The 17,813-nt window shown below is 69.9% G+C and carries 18 protein-coding genes and 1 pseudogene; 8 read left to right on the plus strand and 11 right to left on the minus strand.

Annotated elements, in window-relative coordinates:
- Positions 1-245: 245 nt before the first annotated feature.
- Positions 246-2,330: a putative Ig domain-containing protein gene (locus OO70_RS22740; protein ID WP_043674467.1), complete on the plus strand. Its 2,085-nt coding sequence runs from the start codon at positions 246-248 to the stop codon at positions 2,328-2,330.
- A gap of 126 nt (positions 2,331-2,456) precedes the next feature.
- A complete protein-coding gene (locus tag OO70_RS22745) occupies positions 2,457-2,918 on the plus strand; it encodes a hypothetical protein (RefSeq protein ID WP_043674469.1) in 462 nt (153 codons plus the stop codon).
- Here the strand turns inward: OO70_RS22745 and OO70_RS55390 are convergent.
- Complete coding sequence (locus tag OO70_RS55390; RefSeq protein ID WP_199827375.1) at positions 2,893-3,051, minus strand: hypothetical protein; 159 nt, start codon at positions 3,049-3,051, stop codon at positions 2,893-2,895. The two genes, OO70_RS22745 and OO70_RS55390, sit on opposite strands and share 26 nt — an antisense overlap.
- A gap of 93 nt (positions 3,052-3,144) precedes the next feature.
- On the opposite strand from OO70_RS55390, the gene OO70_RS22750 reads away from it, so the two are divergent.
- Positions 3,145-4,107, plus strand: a complete 963-nt coding sequence (locus OO70_RS22750) for a GlxA family transcriptional regulator (protein ID WP_043674473.1) — start codon at positions 3,145-3,147, stop codon at positions 4,105-4,107.
- A 46-nt stretch (positions 4,108-4,153) separates the two neighbouring features.
- Here OO70_RS22750 and OO70_RS52595 read toward each other — a convergent pair.
- The 9 genes and pseudogenes from OO70_RS52595 to OO70_RS22790 form a co-directional block, all read right to left on the minus strand.
- Positions 4,154-4,717 (minus strand): annotated as a pseudogene (locus tag OO70_RS52595) (terpene synthase family protein); the annotation flags it as partial.
- Positions 4,718-4,950: 233 nt separating this feature from the next.
- A complete protein-coding gene (def, locus tag OO70_RS22755) occupies positions 4,951-5,601 on the minus strand; it encodes a peptide deformylase (RefSeq protein ID WP_043674476.1) in 651 nt (216 codons plus the stop codon).
- Between the two features lie 239 nt (positions 5,602-5,840).
- On the minus strand, positions 5,841-6,821 hold the full coding sequence (locus OO70_RS22760) for a tetratricopeptide repeat protein (protein ID WP_043674479.1): 981 nt from the start codon (positions 6,819-6,821) through the stop codon (positions 5,841-5,843).
- 104 nt (positions 6,822-6,925) lie between these two features.
- Positions 6,926-8,176 (minus strand): HD-GYP domain-containing protein, encoded by a 1,251-nt coding sequence (locus tag OO70_RS22765; RefSeq protein ID WP_043674482.1) that lies wholly within the window; start codon positions 8,174-8,176, stop codon positions 6,926-6,928.
- A 4-nt stretch (positions 8,177-8,180) separates the two neighbouring features.
- Positions 8,181-9,488: an HD-GYP domain-containing protein gene (locus OO70_RS22770; RefSeq protein WP_043674485.1), complete on the minus strand. Its 1,308-nt coding sequence runs from the start codon at positions 9,486-9,488 to the stop codon at positions 8,181-8,183.
- A gap of 114 nt (positions 9,489-9,602) precedes the next feature.
- Positions 9,603-9,905: a mycothiol system anti-sigma-R factor gene (gene rsrA / locus OO70_RS22775; RefSeq protein ID WP_043674488.1), complete on the minus strand. Its 303-nt coding sequence runs from the start codon at positions 9,903-9,905 to the stop codon at positions 9,603-9,605.
- Positions 9,902-10,585, minus strand: coding sequence for an RNA polymerase sigma factor SigR (gene sigR, locus OO70_RS22780; protein ID WP_019072149.1), 684 nt, complete (start codon positions 10,583-10,585; stop codon positions 9,902-9,904). Before sigR ends, rsrA begins: the two co-directional genes overlap by 4 nt.
- 236 nt (positions 10,586-10,821) lie before the next feature.
- A complete protein-coding gene (locus tag OO70_RS22785; RefSeq protein ID WP_051741507.1) occupies positions 10,822-11,487 on the minus strand; it encodes an alpha/beta hydrolase family protein in 666 nt (221 codons plus the stop codon).
- 1 nt (position 11,488) lies between these two features.
- Positions 11,489-12,304 carry an SOS response-associated peptidase gene (locus OO70_RS22790; protein ID WP_043674491.1) on the minus strand — a complete coding sequence of 272 codons (816 nt, stop codon included), beginning with the start codon at positions 12,302-12,304 and terminating at the stop codon, positions 11,489-11,491.
- Between the two features lie 50 nt (positions 12,305-12,354).
- Here OO70_RS22790 and OO70_RS22795 point away from each other — a divergent pair, with 50 nt between their 5' ends.
- The 4 genes from OO70_RS22795 (at position 12,355) to OO70_RS22810 (ending at position 15,952) form a co-directional block, all read left to right on the plus strand.
- Positions 12,355-13,077 carry a M50 family metallopeptidase gene (locus tag OO70_RS22795; protein WP_043674494.1) on the plus strand — a complete coding sequence of 241 codons (723 nt, stop codon included), beginning with the start codon at positions 12,355-12,357 and terminating at the stop codon, positions 13,075-13,077.
- A gap of 124 nt (positions 13,078-13,201) precedes the next feature.
- Positions 13,202-14,530, plus strand: a complete 1,329-nt coding sequence (gene aroA, locus OO70_RS22800; RefSeq protein WP_043674496.1) for a 3-phosphoshikimate 1-carboxyvinyltransferase — start codon at positions 13,202-13,204, stop codon at positions 14,528-14,530.
- Positions 14,531-14,542: 12 nt separating this feature from the next.
- Positions 14,543-15,553 (plus strand): ribosome small subunit-dependent GTPase A, encoded by a 1,011-nt coding sequence (rsgA, locus tag OO70_RS22805; RefSeq protein WP_043674498.1) that lies wholly within the window; start codon positions 14,543-14,545, stop codon positions 15,551-15,553.
- 75 nt (positions 15,554-15,628) lie between these two features.
- Complete coding sequence (locus OO70_RS22810; protein WP_043674501.1) at positions 15,629-15,952, plus strand: DMT family transporter; 324 nt, start codon at positions 15,629-15,631, stop codon at positions 15,950-15,952.
- Positions 15,953-16,007: 55 nt separating this feature from the next.
- Here the strand turns inward: OO70_RS22810 and OO70_RS22815 are convergent, their stop codons facing one another.
- Positions 16,008-16,613, minus strand: coding sequence for a TetR/AcrR family transcriptional regulator (locus tag OO70_RS22815; protein WP_043674504.1), 606 nt, complete (start codon positions 16,611-16,613; stop codon positions 16,008-16,010).
- Positions 16,614-16,829: 216 nt separating this feature from the next.
- Here OO70_RS22815 and hisN point away from each other — a divergent pair, with 216 nt between their 5' ends.
- A complete protein-coding gene (gene hisN / locus OO70_RS22820) occupies positions 16,830-17,630 on the plus strand; it encodes a histidinol-phosphatase (protein ID WP_043674507.1) in 801 nt (266 codons plus the stop codon).
- The last annotated feature ends 183 nt before the right edge of the window (positions 17,631-17,813 follow it).

A 17,813-nucleotide genomic window follows, 5' to 3' on the forward strand; every position in this document is an offset into this window, starting at 1 on the left:
ACGGCCCATGGAGCTTCCATGGGCCGTCCATGGAGTTTCTATGGAGCGGCAAAGTTCATGGGGTGCGTCTGTTCGCGGTCTCGTCGACCCGGCTACGTTCTGCCCGTCCTGTTCATGTCATTCACCAGTGCCCCACAGGACGCTCAAAGTGTCATGCCCATGACGACGTCATCTGCCGCCGCTACGCGCGTCACAGGCCTGCCACCACGCCGAGGACCCCACTCCAACGATGGAGGCAGTACCCCATGCGTGAGAAGCCCAGACGGAGTCTGCGAAGACTGCTGACCGCCGCCATACCCGCCCTCACCCTCAGCGTCTTCGGGCTCGTGGCGGCCTCCCCCGCCGACGCGCAGCCCGCAGCCCAGGCAGTCGTCCAGTCCGCCCAGGTATCCAAGGTCACCCAGAACGCCAAGGCCCTGACCGCCCCCGCGGCCCAGGCCGTCCACTCCACCGGCAAGGCCGGCCAGAAGGTGCCGACCGAGCACCTGTGCGCGAAGGCGGCCCCCGGTTCGGCGGCCTGTTTCGCCCAGCGGCGCACCGACATCAAGCAGCAGCTCGCCGCCGCCGTGCACCCGGACGCCGCCGCCGCGGTCTCCGGCCTCAGCCCGGCCAACCTGCACAGCGCGTACGCGCTTCCCTCGACCGGCGGTTCCGGCCTCACGGTCGCTGTGGTCGACGCGTACAACGACCCCAACGCGGCCTCGGACCTGGCCACTTACCGCTCCAACTTCGGCCTGTCGGCCTGCACCGTGGCCAGCGGCTGCTTCAAGCAGGTCAGCCAGACCGGCTCGACCACGTCCCTGCCGACGAACGACACCGGCTGGGCGGGCGAGGAAGCGCTCGACATCGACATGGTCAGCGCGGTCTGCCCGAACTGCAACATCATTCTGGTGGAGGCCAGTTCGGCCACCGACTCCGACCTCGGCACCGCCGAGAACGAGGCCGTCGCCCTGGGCGCGAAGTTCGTCTCCAACAGCTGGGGCGGCTCCGAGTCCTCCTCGCAGACCTCCGAGGACACCTCGTACTTCAAGCACCCGGGCGTAGCGATCACCGTCTCCTCCGGTGACTCCGCCTACGGTGCCGAGTACCCGGCAACGTCCCAGTACGTGACCGCAGTCGGCGGCACGGCCCTCTCCACGTCCTCCAACACCCGCGGCTGGACCGAGTCCGTGTGGAAGACCAGCAGCACCGAGGGCACCGGCTCCGGCTGCTCGGCGTACGACTCCAAGCCGAGCTGGCAGACCGACACGGGCTGCACCAAGCGCATGGAGGCCGACGTCTCCGCCGTCGCCGACCCCGCCACCGGCGTGGCCGTCTACGACACCTACGGCGGCTCCGGCTGGGCGGTCTACGGCGGCACCAGCGCCTCGTCCCCGATCATCGCGGGCGTCTACGCGCTGGCCGGCACCCCGGGCACCAGCGACTACCCGGCGAAGTACCCCTACTCCCACACCAGCAACCTGTACGACGTCACCAGCGGCAACAACGGCTCCTGCTCGACGGCGTACTTCTGCACCGCCGAGACCGGCTACGACGGCCCGACCGGCTGGGGCACCCCCGACGGCACCGCCGCCTTCACCGCCGGCACCACGACCGGCAACACGGTGACCGTCACCAACCCGGGCAGCCAGTCCACCGTGACCGGCTCCACGGCCAGCCTGCAGATCTCGGCCACCGACAGCGCGAGCGCGACCCTCACCTACAGCGCGAGCGGGCTGCCGACCGGTCTGTCGATCAGCAGCTCGACCGGTCTGATCTCCGGCACCGCGTCCACCGCCGGCACCTACGCCGTCACGGTGACCGCGACCGACTCCACCGGCGCCTCCGGTTCGGCCTCCTTCACCTGGACGGTCAGCACCTCGGGCACCGGCACCTGCACCTCGTCCCAGCTCCTGGGCAACGCGGGCTTCGAGTCGGGCAACACGACCTGGACCGCGAGCAGCGGGGTCATCACCAACTCCAGCAGTGAGTCCGCCCACGCCGGCTCGTACTACGCCTGGCTCGACGGCTACGGCTCGACCCACACCGACACGCTGTCCCAGTCGGTGACCGTCCCGTCCGGCTGCACCGGCACGACCTTCACCTTCTACCTGCACATCGACACCGCGGAGACCAGCACCAGCACGGCTTACGACAAGCTGACGGTCACCGCCGGATCGACCACCCTGGCCACCTACTCCAACCTCAACGCGGCCAGCGGGTACGTCGCGAAGTCCTTCAGCCTCTCGGCCTTCGCCGGTACCACGGTCACCCTGAAGTTCAGCGGAGTCGAGGACTCCTCCCTCCAGACCAGCTTCGTCGTCGACGACACCGCCGTCACGACCAGCTGACCTCCTCATGAGCCGAGCCCCGGTCGTCTCGCAGCGGCCGGGGCTCTGTCATGTCCACGAATACTTCACAGTTCACAGGGGATCCGGATGCGTCGGTGACACGTCAAAGGGGCGAAGGAGGCCCCCATGCGTCGATCGATTCTCGGTCCGTCCCTCGCCGTCGCCACCCTGGCACTGGCCCTCACGGGCTGCGGCGGCACCAAGTCCGACACCGGCAGCGGCAGTGTGTCGCCGTCCCAGTCCCCCACGCCGAGCAAGAGCAAGGCGGCCTGTACGGCGAAGGAGACCCTCGCCGCCACCGACTCCAACGGCACGTTCTGCCTGACGACCGGCAACACCGTCCGGATTCTGCTGGACGGGACGACCGCCAGGCCCTGGGCGCCGGTCAAGACCGCCGGCAGCGGCCTGGAGGCCACCAACAGCGGAATCCTGATCCGGCCCGGCGACGCGAGCAACGCGTTCAAGGCGGTCTCGGCCGGGACCGTGAAGCTCACGTCGTCCCGGCCGCTGTGTGCGACCGCCGCGCACAAGATCTCCTGCAAGGGCATTCAGGAGTGGTCGGTCACCGTCGTGGTGACGACGTCATGATCCGGTGGGCGGTCCGGATCTGACGGTCGATGCGTCGGTCGTGCGCGATGCCGAGCAGCGACGGGAAGGCCACGGCCACGATGATGCCGAGGACGGTCAGTAGGGCGATGAGATTGTCCATGGCTGCGTTCATAGACACCAGTGTCCGCTCTTACACTCCTTACCGTCAGTGGCAGAACTGCCGTACACCCTCGATTTACTGCCAGTCCTGGCGCACACTGGCAGCATGCTCAAGAACGTGGCCGTAGTCCTGCTCGACGGTGTGCACCCCTTCGAACTCGGCGTCGTCTGCGAGGTGTTCGGCCTCGACCGCAGCGACGAGGGGCTACCTGTCTACGACTTCGCGGTCGCCTCGGCGGAGGGGCCGACGCTCTCCACCCACGCGGGCTTCTCCCTGGCCGTCGAGCACGGCCTGGAGCGGCTGGAGACCGCGGACCTGATCGCCGTACCGGCCGGTGCGACCTACGCCGCCCGGGAGTACCCGGAGGCACTGCTCGACGCGCTGCGGCGGGCCGTGGACCGGGGCGCCCGGGTGCTCAGCGTCTGCTCGGGCGTGTTCGTGCTGGCCGCCGCCGGGCTGCTGGACGGGCGGCGGTGCGCGGTGCACTGGCACCACGCGGAGCTGCTCGCCCGCCGGTATCCGAAGGTCGTCGTAGAACCGGATGTGCTGTACGTCGACGCGGACCCGGTGATCACGTCCGCCGGCACGGCCGCCGGCATCGACGCCTGTCTGCACATCGTGCGCAAGGAGCAGGGGCCGGAGGTCGCCAACGCCATCGCCCGGCGCATGGTCGTCCCCCCGCACCGCGACGGCGGCCAGGCCCAGTACATCGAACGGCCGCTGCCGCGCTCGCAGTGCGACACCGTCGGCGAGGTGCTGGTGTGGATGGCGGAGCACCTCGACGAGGAGGTCACCGTCGAACAGCTCGCCGCCCGCGCCCTCATGTCGCCGCGCACCTTCGCCCGCCGCTTCCAGCAGGAGACCGGGACCACGCCGTACCGCTGGATCCTGCGTCAACGGGTGCTGCTGGCACAGCAGTTGCTGGAGGGGACGGACGAGACGATGGACGCGATCGCCTGGCGCGCCGGCTTCGGCACCGCGCCCGCCCTGCGCCATCAGTTCGTCCGCGCCCTGGGCACCACGCCGAACGCCTACCGGCGCACGTTCAGGGGCCCGGAAGCCGCCTGAACGTACGCCCGTCACCTCGCCTCGACACAAGCCTGAGCAGCAGCCGGTGCGGGCGGAGGGTGATGCCGAGATTGTGGACCTCGTCGCCCGCGATTTCCTTGGGCAGGGAGCAGAGGTCGTTGTACCAGGCGGCGAATTCCTGGCTGAGCAGTGCCGCCCGCGAAGGTGAGCCGGCGCAGTGCGAGGTATTCCTCGACCGTGGGGACGGTCCCCTCGGTGCGGTTGCGGAATTCCCGGTCGTAGGCCTCGATCACCGCGTGGAAGTGGCGGGCGAACCGCGCGTTCCAGTGAGTCCAGTGCGGCATGCAACCGGAACCTCAACCGCCGCCAGGCGTCGGGCCGGCCGTGCACGATGTCCCGGTCGTGGCGGTCGTCCCAGACGAAGAACCACGCGCTGTAGTCCGCTATCGCCTGGAGCACCTTCGTCCGGTGCGCCCAAGTAGTACCCGGCCATCAAGTCCGTTCAGCAAAGGCCATCGGCGTATTCCCGGACCTTGTCCGCCGGCATGAGACGCTTTTCCAGCAGCCGGACACGTGTCTTCTCCTGGAGCCTCGGCCAATACGGATTCAGTTGCCGGGGAAACGCCGTGCTGTGTGAGAAAGCAGGCACGAACAAACCCCTCTCAGCCGCCAGTTGCGCACGCCCCTCCCGCTGTGCCGGGCGTGCGCCGTTGCGTATCCCCGCACTTCCCATTCAGCACCACAACTGACCGTTCTGGGAACGGATTTGCCCCCTTCGAGCAGAAACGATCGAATGTGCGAGGGACAGACGAACGGCGCCTGGTCAGGGAGTTGCACCTGAACAGACGCCGTACGTAAGGGGGTTGTGATAGTCCGTGGGACTCAGTCGTTGGCGACCACGGGATAGCGGGGCTCGTTCTCGGCCATCTGCCGCAGCGCGTCCTTGCGGTCACGCTTGGAGAGCCGGTCGATGTAGAGGTAGCCGTACAGGTGGTCGGTCTCGTGCTGCAAACACCGTGCGAAGTAGCCGGTGCCGCGGACCTTGATGGGGTTGCCCTGCTCGTCCTGCCCGGTCACCTCGGCGTAGTCCGGGCGGGCGAGCGGCGCATACGCGGTGGGCACCGACAGACACCCCTCGTTGCTCTCGTCCAGATGCCGCTTGTCGGCGGGCAGGTCGACCAGCTTCGGGTTGCAGACGACACCGACGTGCCGCTTGCCCTCGTCGTCCTGGCAGTCGTAGACGAAGACCTTCAGACCGACGCCGATCTGGTTGGCGGCGAGGCCGACACCCTCGGCGGTGCGCTGCGAGGCGAACATGTCCGCCACCAGCGTCTCCAGCTCCGCACCGAACTCGGTGACGTCCGCGCACTCCTTGTGCAGCACCGGATTCCCGACGACCGTGATCGCCCGCGAGGTCCCCCGCTCCCGCCAGACCGCCTCACGCTCCTCGGTCTCCTCGGTGTCGACGACGAATCCCTCGTCATCCACGGGGAGCACGCCCACGTGCTGCTGATCGGTGTCCTGCTGCGCCATGACGGACGTAAGCCTTCCTAGGTAAAACGGGGGGAGATGTTGCACGTACAGGGTACGTGGATGCGTTTCAGGGGCGCGGGGCTCTGGATATGTGCGGCAACGCCCTGTCTTTGAGGGGCGCGGGGCCGTGCTCATATGCGGCTCCGCCGCGTGGCGCGACCAGCGACAACGCCCTGTCTTTTAAGGGGCGCGGGGAACTGCGCGACCAGCCACGACGGACCCGCACCCGACCACCGGCCTCAGCAGACCTCTTCCAAATCCCGCCAGTCCCGGGAGTCAGGGCTGTCGGCAACCCACCCGTCCAACAACCCCCGAACCAACGACGCCGGCGCCGCAAGCCCACACTCCCGCTCCGGCACCCACAACTGCCCATCCGTCCGATGCCCCAACGGCCCAGGATGCCCGGGCTCACTGTGATCATGCGGATCAAGATGCTCCCCGTCACCCTCATCGGAAGGCATCCGGGACTCCGAACACATCCGACACAGCAACCGCACCGAAGACGACCAGTCCTCCGCCGCGAACCCCGCATCCGCCGCCAACTGCTCCAACGCATCCCGGTCAGCCTCAGCGGCAGCTTCAAGCAGCACCACCCACGTCGGCACAGGCGACGGCGCCCACAGCTCGATCTCGTCGAACACGGGGTACGAGTGCCCGGCCGCCGTGGTCCGCTCCCCGTGCGGCACCCCGTCGTGCAGCACGACCTCACCCCAGCGTCGCCCGGACGAGGGAAGCGGGATCGACAGCACCTCGATACGCGCCGGATCCAGCCGCCGCCCCCACACCACCTCGGCCTCGCCCTCCGGCGACAACCGGACAACGGCACTGCCGAGATCCATCCCGGCCGGCTCACCCGCGGCGGTGACCCCGCCCGGTACCCGCAGCCCGTACGCCTGCCAGGCCCGCCGGGCCAGCGGCCAGTCCTGGAGGGCGGTGGCCGCGATGCCGACGTTCCACCAGTCAGGCGCGCCGGCCTCCCGGTCGAGCAGCGCGACGGCCCGGAGCCCGGCTGCCCGGGCCTGCTCCCAGTCGTGCCGGAACTTGTGCAGCAGGGCGAGGTTGAACCAGGACTCGGACAGCCAGGGCTCCAGATCGGCGGCCCGTGTCAGCAGCGCGCCCGCGTCCTCGTACCGACCGTCGCCGATCAGCGTGAACGCGCGGTCTGTGGCCTGCCGCCAAGAGGCGGAGGGCCGGTGCCGTCCCTTGCCGAAGATCCTCACGATTCCCGCCTGCCAGTTCCGTTCAGTGGGCTGGCTCTGCCCCCGGACACCCTCTTCTTCGCATCCAACCACGTACGGCTGGGAGGGCGCTCATTACCCATGGGTTACCCAGCCGAAGGCAAGGTCAGACAGTCCCGGGACAGTACCCGGGCCAGCGCTTCCACGACCTCGGGAGCGTAGTCCCCGGCGGTCCCGAGGCGCAGCTCCTCCAGCGCCTGCAGAGGCCCGCCGGGGCCGCCTGCCCGCGTTTTCTCCTCGTACGCGTTCACGGCCCGGACGATCCGCGCGGAGACCGGCTGCTCCCGGCAGGGGTCGGCCTGCCGCTCCACGACGGCCGCCACCTGAGGACTCACCCCGGTCTGCCGTACGACGGCCCCGCCGAGCAGCGCTATCCGCCGCTGCTCCTCCGCCGGGAGTACGGAGGTGGCCCCTGCCGGTACCGGGTCGACGAGGCTGAGCTGGCCGATGTCGTGCATCAGGGCGGCGTACTCCAGGACGGTGAGGTCGGGCTCGGACAGTCCCAGGTCGCGCCCGACCGCCTGACACAGCGCGGCGACCCGGCGGGCGTGCCCGACCGGGGTGTAACCGGCTATCTCGGTGGACCGGGCCAGGGAGGCAATGGTCTGCCGGTAGGTGGTCCGTACGGCCGCGTACCGCCGGAACGACAGCTGGGTCAGCAGCAGCGGCACCGAGAACACGGGCAGCGCCCACAGCCCCACGACGGCGACCGCGAGCGCCATCACCGCGCCGGTCGCACACACCGCCGACCCGATCCCGAGCATGCCCCGCAGCTCGTCCCGCAACAGCGGCCCGAACGGCCAGCCCGTACGCGAGTGCGCGAGCCCGGCGGCGAGCACGGCGTCGCACAGCGCGGTGAGGGAGAGCAGCGCGAGCAGGAGCAGGGCGTAGGCGGGCCCTCCCCAGTGCCGGAACACCCCCTGGTTGTACAGGGGTTGGAAGCAGACGGCCGCGAAGCCGACGGTCAGTACGCGGCGGGCCATGTGGTCCGGCGTACCGCTCTGGCCGCGCGCGATGTGCGGCACACAGCCGACGAGCGAGGCGGCGACGACCACGGTGACCACCTGGAAGGCACCGTGGTGGGTGGGCTGCCCGGCGTCGGCGCCGAGCAGCGCGTAGGAGAGGGCTCCGGCGGCGCCGAGCGGGGCGGTTTCGCGGAGACCGGTGGTGCCGTTCCACCGGCTCAACTCCCCTACGGCGACGAGGACTCCGAAGGCGAGGGCGACTCCGCGTTCTTCGAGGCCGGTCCAGAGGGTGAGGGTGAGGGAGGTGGTGGCGAGGAGGAGGGCGGAGGTGTGGATGAGGGTGAGGATGACGGGGGGTCGGGGGGAGGGCATTTCGTCAACCCTTCATCCCACTGGAAACGGGCGGAGCGGGTGGGAAAACAATGGACGACTGGACCTCGTCAGCTGTCACCGAGGGATGCCACCCACACCGCCCGAGCGCCCGCACCAACGCCGTGACCATCAAGGGGTCGAACTGCGTACCGGCACAGCGCGACAGTTCCTCCAGCGCCACAGACACAGGCCGAGCCCGACGGTAAGACCGAGTAGACGTCATCGCGTCAAACGCATCGGCCACAGCAACAACCCGCGCAGACTCCGGGATCTGACTCCCCAACAGCCCGTACGGATACCCGCTCCCGTCCAACCGCTCATGGTGATGCAGGACAGCCGCACGAGCCTCCCCCAGAAAACCAATGCCCCGCACCATCTCGTGCCCGTACTCGGGATGCAGCTCGATCACCCGCCGCTCCTCGGGAGTCAGCGGCCCGTCCTTGCGCAGCAACCGCGTAGGGACGCCCAGCTTCCCCACGTCGTGCAGAATCCCGGCGAAGCGCAGCAGCTCGACCCGCGAGTCGTCCATGCCCAGCTCCCGCGCGATCATCATCGACGCCTGCCCGACCCGCTCACTGTGCCCGCGGGTGTACCCGTCCTTGATGTCGACGGCCTGCACCAACGCACGAATCGTCGCCTGATGCGCGGCACGTTCCCGGTGGTACTGGGCGAACACCCACCAGGACACCCCCATCGGCAACAGCACGAGCAGCGCGGCGACGGGACCGTAGGGGCTGCGCCACAGGACGGCCATCATCAGCCCGGCGAGCCCGTGCACGCCGATGGGCGCCAGGGACCGTAGAAACAGACCGCGCCAGGCCCGCCGTAGCGGCACCCGCTCGGCCAGCGCGAGAATCCCGCCGTCGAGGACGGTGAGGACCAGGCAGAAGGCGAGGACGGCGGCCAGGGCGGGCACCAGCGCGTACGGGAAGTCGGAGGCGACGACGGCGTTCCGCCCGCCCAGCGCCCAGTGCACGCGTGCCGCCGCCCAGACGGCCAGGGCGAGCTGCGCGGCCCGCCAGCTGCGCCGCAGCCAGGGCGAGCCCTGCTCGACGCGGGAGAACAGCGCGCCCGGCAGCGGGACGAGCGCGGCGGCGGGCGGGGGCAGCAGGAAGGCGGCGGCGAGCAGCACCGGGTAGAAGGTGCCCGCGAACCGGCGCCGGGCGATCTGCTCGCAGCCGGCGTAGAGGGCGGCCAACAGCGCGACCGCCCACCAGGGTGCGTGGACGGTCGGCAGCGGGCGCAGACAGAGCAGGGCGCCGAGGACGACACAGACCACGTACGCACGTGCCCGTGCCGGTGTCGCCTCCATGGCTGACGCCCCTCCCCCGACCATGCCTGTCCAGGCCGAGGAGCCTAGGGCGACCAGGGGGAGGCCGCGGGCGTATCACCCGCGGATTAGCACATTCGAGTGACGACAGCCCGTTCAGGACTCCTGCGGAGAAGCCGCCACGTCATGCTCGGGTACGACCTGCCCCGACCGGATCATCTCCAGGCGTCCCATCACCTTGGAGCGCAGATCCGACGGCACGTCGTCCTGCCCGCAGCACCGCTTGACGAGCTTCTTCACGGCCTGTTCGAGGCCGTACTTCTCCAGGCACGGCGAGCACTCCTCGAAGTGCACCTCGAACTTGGTGCAGTCCGCGTCCGGCATCTCTCTGTCGAGGAACTCGTAGAGATGGTCGAGGACCTCACTGCAGTCCGTTTCGTGCGGCTCTCCGCAGCTCATGAGCCCGAGCCTTTCGCTTCGTTCGACTCTCCGGCACCGGCCGGGACCAGTCCGCGGTCACGCGCGTAGTCCTCGAGCATGCCGCGCAGTTGACGGCGGCCCCGGTGCAGCCGGGACATCACCGTACCGATGGGTGTCCCCATGATGTCCGCGATCTCCTTGTACGCAAAGCCCTCTACATCCGCGAGATAGACGGCGATGCGGAATTCCTCGGGGATCGCCTGGAGCGCTTCCTTCACGTCCGAGTCGGGCAGGTGGTCGAGCGCCTGCGACTCGGCGGAGCGCAGACCGGTCGACATGTGCGACTCGGCGCGCGCGAGCTGCCAGTCCTCGATCTCCTCGGCGGCGGACCGCTGGGGTTCACGCTGCTTCTTGCGGTACGAGTTGATGAACGTGTTGGTGAGAATCCGGTACAGCCACGCCTTGAGGTTGGTGCCCTCACGGAACTGGTGGAAGGACGCGTACGCCTTGGCGTACGTCTCCTGCACCAGGTCCTCGGCGTCGGCCGGATTGCGGGTCATGCGCAGCGCGGCCGAGTACATCTGGTCGAGGAATTCGAGCGCGTCCCGCTCGAAGCGCGCACTGCGCTCCGCCGTGGACTCCGTGCTCGTGCCCTGGCCCTCGGGCTGCTCCGCCTGGCCGTGTTCGGTCCCTGCGTCGGTACCGGGAACCGGACCCACCTCCTCAAGATTCCGGGCAGCACCGAAGCCGGTACCACCAGAATCGGAGGATAGACGACGATCCGGTCCGCCCGCCGCCCCAATAGGGGTGGCCTTGGCCGCGTGCAGGACCGACCACTCCAGGTCGGAGCGGCTGCTGCGGGCCGGGCAGAAGGTCGAACCCATGCGGCGGACTTCCTTTCTACGACTGTCTATGTCCGCCACAACAGTGGTAAGGGTCTCGGCATTCCCGCCCTTTACCCAAGTGTTCGAGTCCACTCCACCACTCGCCCCGTGATGATCTCCAGGGCCTGGTCCTGACCGATCTCCGCCCGCTTCGGCACCGCGAACCCGTGATCGCCGTACGGCACCTCGACCAGCTCGAAGTCGCCCTCCGGGAACTCCGCCGGTTTCCCGAAGGGGTCGTTCCCGCCCTGCACGACGAGCGTGGGCACCCCGGCCCCGAGCAGTTCGTCGGCCCGCGACTTCTCCGGCCTGCCGGGCGGGTGCAGCGGGAAACTCAGGGCGAGGACGGCGGCGGCGCCCAGCTCCGCAGCCGTACGACAGGCCACCCGAGCACCTGCGCTACGGCCCCCGGAGACCACCGGCAGACCAGGCTTCGCCACGGCCGCCCAGATCCCCCGCCAGCCGATGTCCAGCGTCTTCGGCGCGGGCGCCACCTTCTTCCCGGCGACCCGCCAGGGCTGCTCGACCAGCGCGACGGTGACGCCGTGCGCGGGAAGGACGGCGGCGAGGCCCCGCAGGTCCCGGGCTTCGATACCACCGCCCGCGCCATGACTGACGGCGAGGACGAGCCGCGCCTTCTTGGCAGGGTGCGCCGGGTGCCAGGTGATGCGGGCATCCCCCGCGTCGGTCTCAATGATCTCGCTCGAGGTCACATCAGAAGTCGCGCTGGAAGTCACGTTAAAAGAGTGTGCCCTCCTCGGGCCCCTCCAGCTCCTTCAGCAGCTCCGGTCCGTTGTTGCGGACATTGCTGACGGCCGTGGACACCGGGTAGGCGCGCATCAGCCCGGCGGGCGGCGGCGCGAGCAGCTCGCGCAGGTCGTCGGGGTCGGTGCGGGAGGGGTCGAGCCAGGAGTCCCAGCGGTCCGGGGTGAGCATCAGGGGCATCCGGGGGTGGATGTCGGCCAGCGCGCGCGGCCCCTCGGCCGGGGCGACCGCCAGCGGGGTCGTCTCCGCCTCGGTGGTGATCACCGAGCAGGTGACCCACCAGGCCAGCGGATGGTCGTCGGGCAGCGTCCGGTCCCGCCAGAACTCGTACAGCCCGGCCATCGCGAACACCGACCCGTCGGCGGGAAGCACGAAATACGGCTGTTTCCGCTGCCGCTTCTTCTTCCCCTCGACCTCCAGCTCCCGCTCGTCCTTGGCGGTGACCCACTCGTAGTAGCCGTCGGCGGGGATGATGCAGCGCCGGGCCGCGAAGGCGCGGCGGTACGACGGCTTCTCGTGCACCGTCTCCGCGCGGGCGTTGATCATCCGGGCAGCGCCCTCAGGGGTCTTGGACCAGCTCGGCACGAGCCCCCACTTGAGCTTGCGCAGCTGGCGAACCGGCTCAGGACTGTCCGCGTCCTTAAGTGGACGGTCGAGGACTGCATAGACCTCTTTGGTCGGGGCCACGTTGTAGTCGGGGGCCAGAGCCTCCTCGGGCTCCCACTTCTCGATCTCAAAGACTCCTGCGAGATCCTCGGGCCCACGACTAGCTGCATACCGTCCGCACATACGTGCCAGACTGCCAGATTCGACGACACCCACGGGAGCCTCCGCAGCCAATGGACAGCACCGCAATCGCCTCGATACCCGCCCTCTGGGACGAGGTCTTCGGCAGCCAGCCCGACCCGGATCTGTGGGTGGTGATCGCCACCATGGTCGCCGCGCTGGCCGTGGTCGTCCCGCACGGTCTGTGGCGCCTCTCCCGCAACGCCATCACCATCGCCCACGAGGGCGGCCACGGCCTGGTCGCCCTGCTCACCGGCCGCACCCTCACCGGCATCCGCCTGCACTCCGACACCAGCGGCCTCACCGTCAGCCGCGGCAAGCCGCACGGCCTCGGCATGATCCTCACCGCGGCCGCCGGCTACACCGCTCCCCCGCTCCTGGGCCTGGGCGGCGCGGCACTCCTGGGCGCCGGCCACATCACGCTCCTGTTGTGGCTGTCGACCCTGCTGCTGATAGCCATGCTGGTCATGATCCGCAACGCCTACGGCGCCCTCACGGTCATCCTCAGCGGCGCAGCTTTCCTCCTGGTGTCGTGGCTTACGGGCCCGCAGGTGCAGGCTGCGTTCGCGTACGCGGTGGTGTGGTTCTTGTTGCTGGGGGGCGTACGCCCGGCCTTCGAGTTGCAGGCGAAGCGATCAAGGGGCGGCGCGGGAGACTCGGACGCGGACCAGCTGGCCCGCCTGACGCACGTACCGGCAGGTCTGTGGCTGTTCCTGTTCCACCTGGTGTCACTGTGCTCGCTGATAGGCGGCGGCAGGTGGCTGCTGGAGCTGTGACAAGCCCCGAAGGGGCGAGTCACAAACGGCGCGGGGCTGTATCTATTTGCGGCTCCGCCGCGCGGGCGCGACCAGCCACGACGGCGCAGCACCCGAAAGACGGCCTACTTATACAGTGGGTCACATGGCCCCGAACAACGACCAACCCGCCCTCTGGCCCGCCCCGCACGCGCGCGGAGCCGTCGACGCGACGGTCCACGTCCCGGGGTCCAAGTCCGTCACCAACCGCGCCCTCGTACTCGCCGCCCTCGCCAGCGAACCGGGCTGGCTCCGCCGCCCCCTCCGCTCCCGCGACACCCTCCTGATGGCCGGGGCCCTGCGCGCAATGGGCGTGGGCATCGAGGAGGGCGTAGGCACGGAGAAGGGCTCCGGAGAGTTCTGGCGGGTCATCCCGTCCGGCCTGCACGGCCCGGCCACGGTCGACGTCGGCAACGCCGGCACAGTGATGCGCTTCCTGCCCCCCGTCGCCGCCCTGGCCGACGGCCCCATCCGTTTCGACGGCGACCCGAGGTCGTACGAACGCCCCCTGAACGGCGTGATCGACGCCCTGCGCGTACTCGGTGCCCGGATCGACGACGACGGCCGGGGCGCGCTGCCGCTGACCGTGCACGGCGGAGGCGCACTGGACGGCGGGCCGGTGGAGATCGACGCGTCCTCGTCGTCCCAGTTCGTGAGCGCCCTGCTCCTCTCCGGCCCCCGCTTCAACCAGGGCGTCGAGGTCCGCCACATCGGCTCCACGCTCCCCTCGATGCCGCACATCCGCATGACCGTCGACATGCTGCGCGCGGTCGGCGCCCAGGTGGACACCCCGGAGTCGGGCGGCGAGCCCAACGTCTGGCGGGTGACCCCGGGCGCACTGCTGGGCCGGGACCTGACGGTCGAGCCGGATCTGTCGAACGCCCAGCCGTTCCTGGCCGCGGCGCTGGTGGCCGGCGGCAAGGTCGTCGTACCGGACTGGCCGGCGCGGACGACCCAGCCCGGTGACCGGCTGCGGGAGATCTTCACCGAGATGGGTGGTTCCTGCGAACTCACCGAGTACGGGCTGGAGTTCACCGGTTCGGGTGCGATCCACGGTATCGATGTGGACCTGAGTGAGGTCGGCGAACTGACCCCCGGCATCGCGGCCGTCGCCGCCCTCGCGGACACGCCGTCCACCCTCCGGGGCGTCTCCCACCTGCGCCTGCACGAGACCGACCGGCTGGCCGCGCTCACCAAAGAGATCAACGAGCTGGGCGGTGACGTGACGGAGACCGCCGACGGTCTGCACATCCGCCCGCGCCGCCTGCACGGCGGGATCTTCCACACCTACGAGGACCACCGCATGGCCACCGCGGGCGCGATCATCGGCCTGGCGGTCGAGGGCGTGCAGATCGAGAACGTGGCGACGACCGCGAAGACCCTTCCGGACTTCCCCGACCTGTGGGCCGGGATGCTCGGGAGCGATGGGGCGTAGGGGACTCACGCCATGCGTCGCTACGGCAAGAACACCGACGAGGACGACATCCGCCAGCGCCCGAACCGCAAGGGCAACCGGCCGCGCACCAACATCCGCCCCAAGCACGAGGAGGCGGTCGAGGGCATGGTCCTCACCGTCGACCGGGGCCGGCTGACCTGCCTCGTCGAGGACCGGGTCGTGATGGCGGTCAAGGCCCGCGAACTGGGCCGGAAGGCCGCGGTGGTCGGCGACCGGGTCGGCATCATCGGCGACCTGTCCGGCGACAAGGACACCCTCGCCCGCATCATCCGCATCGAGCCGCGCACCTCCGTGCTGCGCCGCACGGCCGACGACGACGACCCGTACGAGCGCGTGGTCGTCGCCAACGCCGACCAGCTCGCCATCGTCACCGCCCTCGCCGACCCCGAGCCGCGCCCCCGCCTGATCGACCGCTGCCTGGTGGCGGCCTACGACGGCGGCCTCGACCCGCTGCTCGTCCTCACCAAGTCGGACCTGGCCTCGCCCGACGAACTCCTGGAGCTGTACGGCGCGTTGGGCGTCCCGTACGTCGTGACGAGCCGCGAGGAGCTGGAGAACGGCACCGCGGTGGAGCGGGTCCGCAAGCAACTGGACGGCAAGATCACGGCGTTCGTCGGGCACTCCGGTGTCGGCAAGACGACCCTCGTCAACGCGCTGGTCTCGTTGGAGCGGCGGCGCAGCACCGGCATCGTCAACGCCGTCACCGGACGCGGCCGGCACACCACGACCTCGGCGCGCGCGATCCCGCTGCCGGACGACTCGGGCTGGGTGGTGGACACCCCGGGCGTCCGCTCCTTCGGCCTGCACCACGTGGACCCGTCCCGGGTCATCAAGGCCTTCCCCGACCTGGAGCCGGGCACGGTCGACTGCCCGCGCGCGTGCAGTCACGACGAGCCGGACTGCGCGCTGGACCAGTGGGTGGCCGACGGTCACGCAGACCCGCAGCGGCTGTACTCGCTGCGCCGGTTGTTGGCCACCCGTGAGCGAACAGACGGCGACTGACCACCGCGTGTTTGTGGGGACTCAAGTTCGGTAAGTGCATAATCGCACCGAGCCGGACAAACGGGAGGACAGCACATGGCGTGGCTGCTGGTTGTCGTGGCCGGAATTCTGGAGACCGGGTTCGCCGTGTGCCTGAAGCTGTCCCACGGCTTCACACGCCTGTGGCCCACGGTCGCCTTCTGCTCCTTCGCCCTGGGCAGCTTCGGCCTGCTCACCCTCTCCCTGAAGAAACTCGACGTGGGCCCCGCGTACGCCGTGTGGACCGGCATCGGCGCGGCCGGCACGGCGATCTACGGGATGGCCTTCCTGGGCGACCTGGTGTCGACGCTGAAGCTCGTGTCGATCAGCTTCGTCATCGTCGGCGTGATCGGACTCCAACTGTCCGGTTCCGCGCACTGACCAACGGTGTTACCTGGCTGGGCCCAACGGTGTTTCTTGGCTGGGCCCAGCACGGTTATTTGGCCGGCCCCAGCGCGCTGCGCACCAGTTCGCCGACCCCACCCGCCCCCGGCGGTGCCGCCACACAGGACAGCGCGAGCCGGACGACGAGTTCGCAGGAGCGGGCCAGGTCGGCGGTGTCCGGCTTGGCGACGCCGGGGCCGGCCAGCGCGGCGACGGCACGGTCGCGAACGACGGCCACGAAGTCGCCGGGCGAGGGCAGCGGTCCGTCGGCCCGGCGCTGTGCCGGTACGGCGGAGGAGGACGGCACCGCGGACAGGGTCGGCGAGGGCAGCCGTTCGCTCCAGCAGCCGGTGAGCATGGCCCGTACCAGCGCGTTCTCGCGGGCCGCGGACGTGGTCCACTCGGCGGTCGCGGTCAGCCGCTCGCGGGCGTCGCTGTGACTCCCCAGCGCACGCTCGACACCGACGAGATACCCGTCGGCCTCCCTTCTGACCAGCGCCCGCGCGAGCCCCTCCTTGCTCCCGAACTCGTTGTACAGCGTCTGCCGGGACACTCCGGCGGCGGCGGCCACGTCCACCATCCGTACGGTGGACCACGACCGGCGTGCCAGCGCCGTATAGGCGGCGTCCAACAGGGATTCCCGCGCTGCAGGCATCATTCGCCTCCCGGGGACGAGCGGCTCTGCGCCCAGATTTGACGCGCGCGGGAGCACTGTCAAGGGTTCGCGGCGGTGCCAGGGGGCGCACTTCGGCCATTGCGCGCGGGAGTTGACGGGACAGTGCCGCTCAGGAGAGGGAAGCGGCGGTCCGCCACCTCCCGTTTCGCCCACCGGACCCTGTAGCCCCGGCGCAACCCCTGAAGATACGGTTCACGCATGGCCGACTATCACGATGACCTGCGCCTCGCCCACGTCCTCGCGGACGCCGCCGACGCCGCGACGACCGCCCGGTTCAAGGCGCTCGATCTCAAGGTCGAGACCAAGCCGGACATGACTCCGGTCACCGAGGCGGACAAGGCGGCCGAGGAAGTCATCCGTGGTCATCTGCAGCGCGCACGCCCGCGCGACGCGGTCCTCGGCGAGGAGTACGGCATCGAGGGCACCGGCCCCCGCCGCTGGGTGATCGACCCGATCGACGGCACCAAGAACTACGTACGCGGCGTCCCGGTCTGGGCGACGCTGATCTCCCTGATGGAGGCTGCGGAGGGCGGCTTCCAGCCCGTCGTCGGCCTGGTCTCCGCGCCCGCGCTGGGCCGCCGCTGGTGGGCCGCGAAGGGCCACGGCGCCTACACCGGCCGCAGCCTGTCCTCCGCGTCCCGGCTGCGCGTCTCCCAGGTCTCGAAGCTGACGGACGCGTCCTTCGCGTACTCCTCGCTCACCGGCTGGGAGGACCAGGGCCGCCTCGGCGGCTTCCTCGACCTGAGCCGCGAGGTGTGGCGCACGCGCGCGTACGGCGACTTCTGGCCCTACATGATGGTCGCCGAGGGCTCGGTCGACATCTGCGCCGAACCCGAACTCTCCCTGTGGGACATGGCCGCCACCGCGATCATCGTCACCGAGGCAGGCGGCACCTTCACCGGCCTCGACGGCCGCCCGGGCCCCCACAGCGGCAACGCGGCCGCGTCGAACGGCATCCTGCACGACGAGTTCCTGGGGTATCTCAACATGCGGTACTGAGCTGGCTTGTGGCCCGGTAACTGATCGACACCATACGCAGGGTTGAGGCTACGGACCCCACTGGACGCCGCTGGCCGCGATACAAGTCCAGGGCACCAGTCGTTGATTCGACGCCACCTGTCGATCACACAGCCTGGAAATGTCGATAAGGCTGGCACCACCACGGGTGATCTCCTGGAGTCG

This window comes from Streptomyces xylophagus, from assembly GCF_000716435.1.
In the GTDB taxonomy this organism is placed as follows: Bacteria; Actinomycetota; Actinomycetes; order Streptomycetales; family Streptomycetaceae; genus Streptomyces; species Streptomyces xylophagus.

Coding starts and splice junctions, on each gene's coding strand:
- def (WP_043674476.1), bottom strand. CDS start 5,601: ATGGCGCAGCAGGACACCGATCAGCAGCACGTGGGCGTGCTCCCCGTG.
- rsgA (WP_043674498.1), top strand. CDS start 14,543: ATGCGTCGCTACGGCAAGAACACCGACGAGGACGACATCCGCCAGCGC.
- OO70_RS55390 (WP_199827375.1), bottom strand. CDS start 3,051: ATGAACGCAGCCATGGACAATCTCATCGCCCTACTGACCGTCCTCGGC.
- OO70_RS22815 (WP_043674504.1), bottom strand. CDS start 16,613: ATGATGCCTGCAGCGCGGGAATCCCTGTTGGACGCCGCCTATACGGCG.
- OO70_RS22770 (WP_043674485.1), bottom strand. CDS start 9,488: ATGGAGGCGACACCGGCACGGGCACGTGCGTACGTGGTCTGTGTCGTC.
- hisN (WP_043674507.1), top strand. CDS start 16,830: ATGGCCGACTATCACGATGACCTGCGCCTCGCCCACGTCCTCGCGGAC.
- OO70_RS22810 (WP_043674501.1), top strand. CDS start 15,629: ATGGCGTGGCTGCTGGTTGTCGTGGCCGGAATTCTGGAGACCGGGTTC.
- OO70_RS22745 (WP_043674469.1), top strand. CDS start 2,457: ATGCGTCGATCGATTCTCGGTCCGTCCCTCGCCGTCGCCACCCTGGCA.
- rsrA (WP_043674488.1), bottom strand. CDS start 9,905: ATGAGCTGCGGAGAGCCGCACGAAACGGACTGCAGTGAGGTCCTCGAC.
- OO70_RS22795 (WP_043674494.1), top strand. CDS start 12,355: ATGGACAGCACCGCAATCGCCTCGATACCCGCCCTCTGGGACGAGGTC.
- OO70_RS22790 (WP_043674491.1), bottom strand. CDS start 12,304: ATGTGCGGACGGTATGCAGCTAGTCGTGGGCCCGAGGATCTCGCAGGA.
- OO70_RS22750 (WP_043674473.1), top strand. CDS start 3,145: ATGCTCAAGAACGTGGCCGTAGTCCTGCTCGACGGTGTGCACCCCTTC.
- OO70_RS22765 (WP_043674482.1), bottom strand. CDS start 8,176: ATGCCCTCCCCCCGACCCCCCGTCATCCTCACCCTCATCCACACCTCC.
- OO70_RS22740 (WP_043674467.1), top strand. CDS start 246: ATGCGTGAGAAGCCCAGACGGAGTCTGCGAAGACTGCTGACCGCCGCC.
- aroA (WP_043674496.1), top strand. CDS start 13,202: ATGGCCCCGAACAACGACCAACCCGCCCTCTGGCCCGCCCCGCACGCG.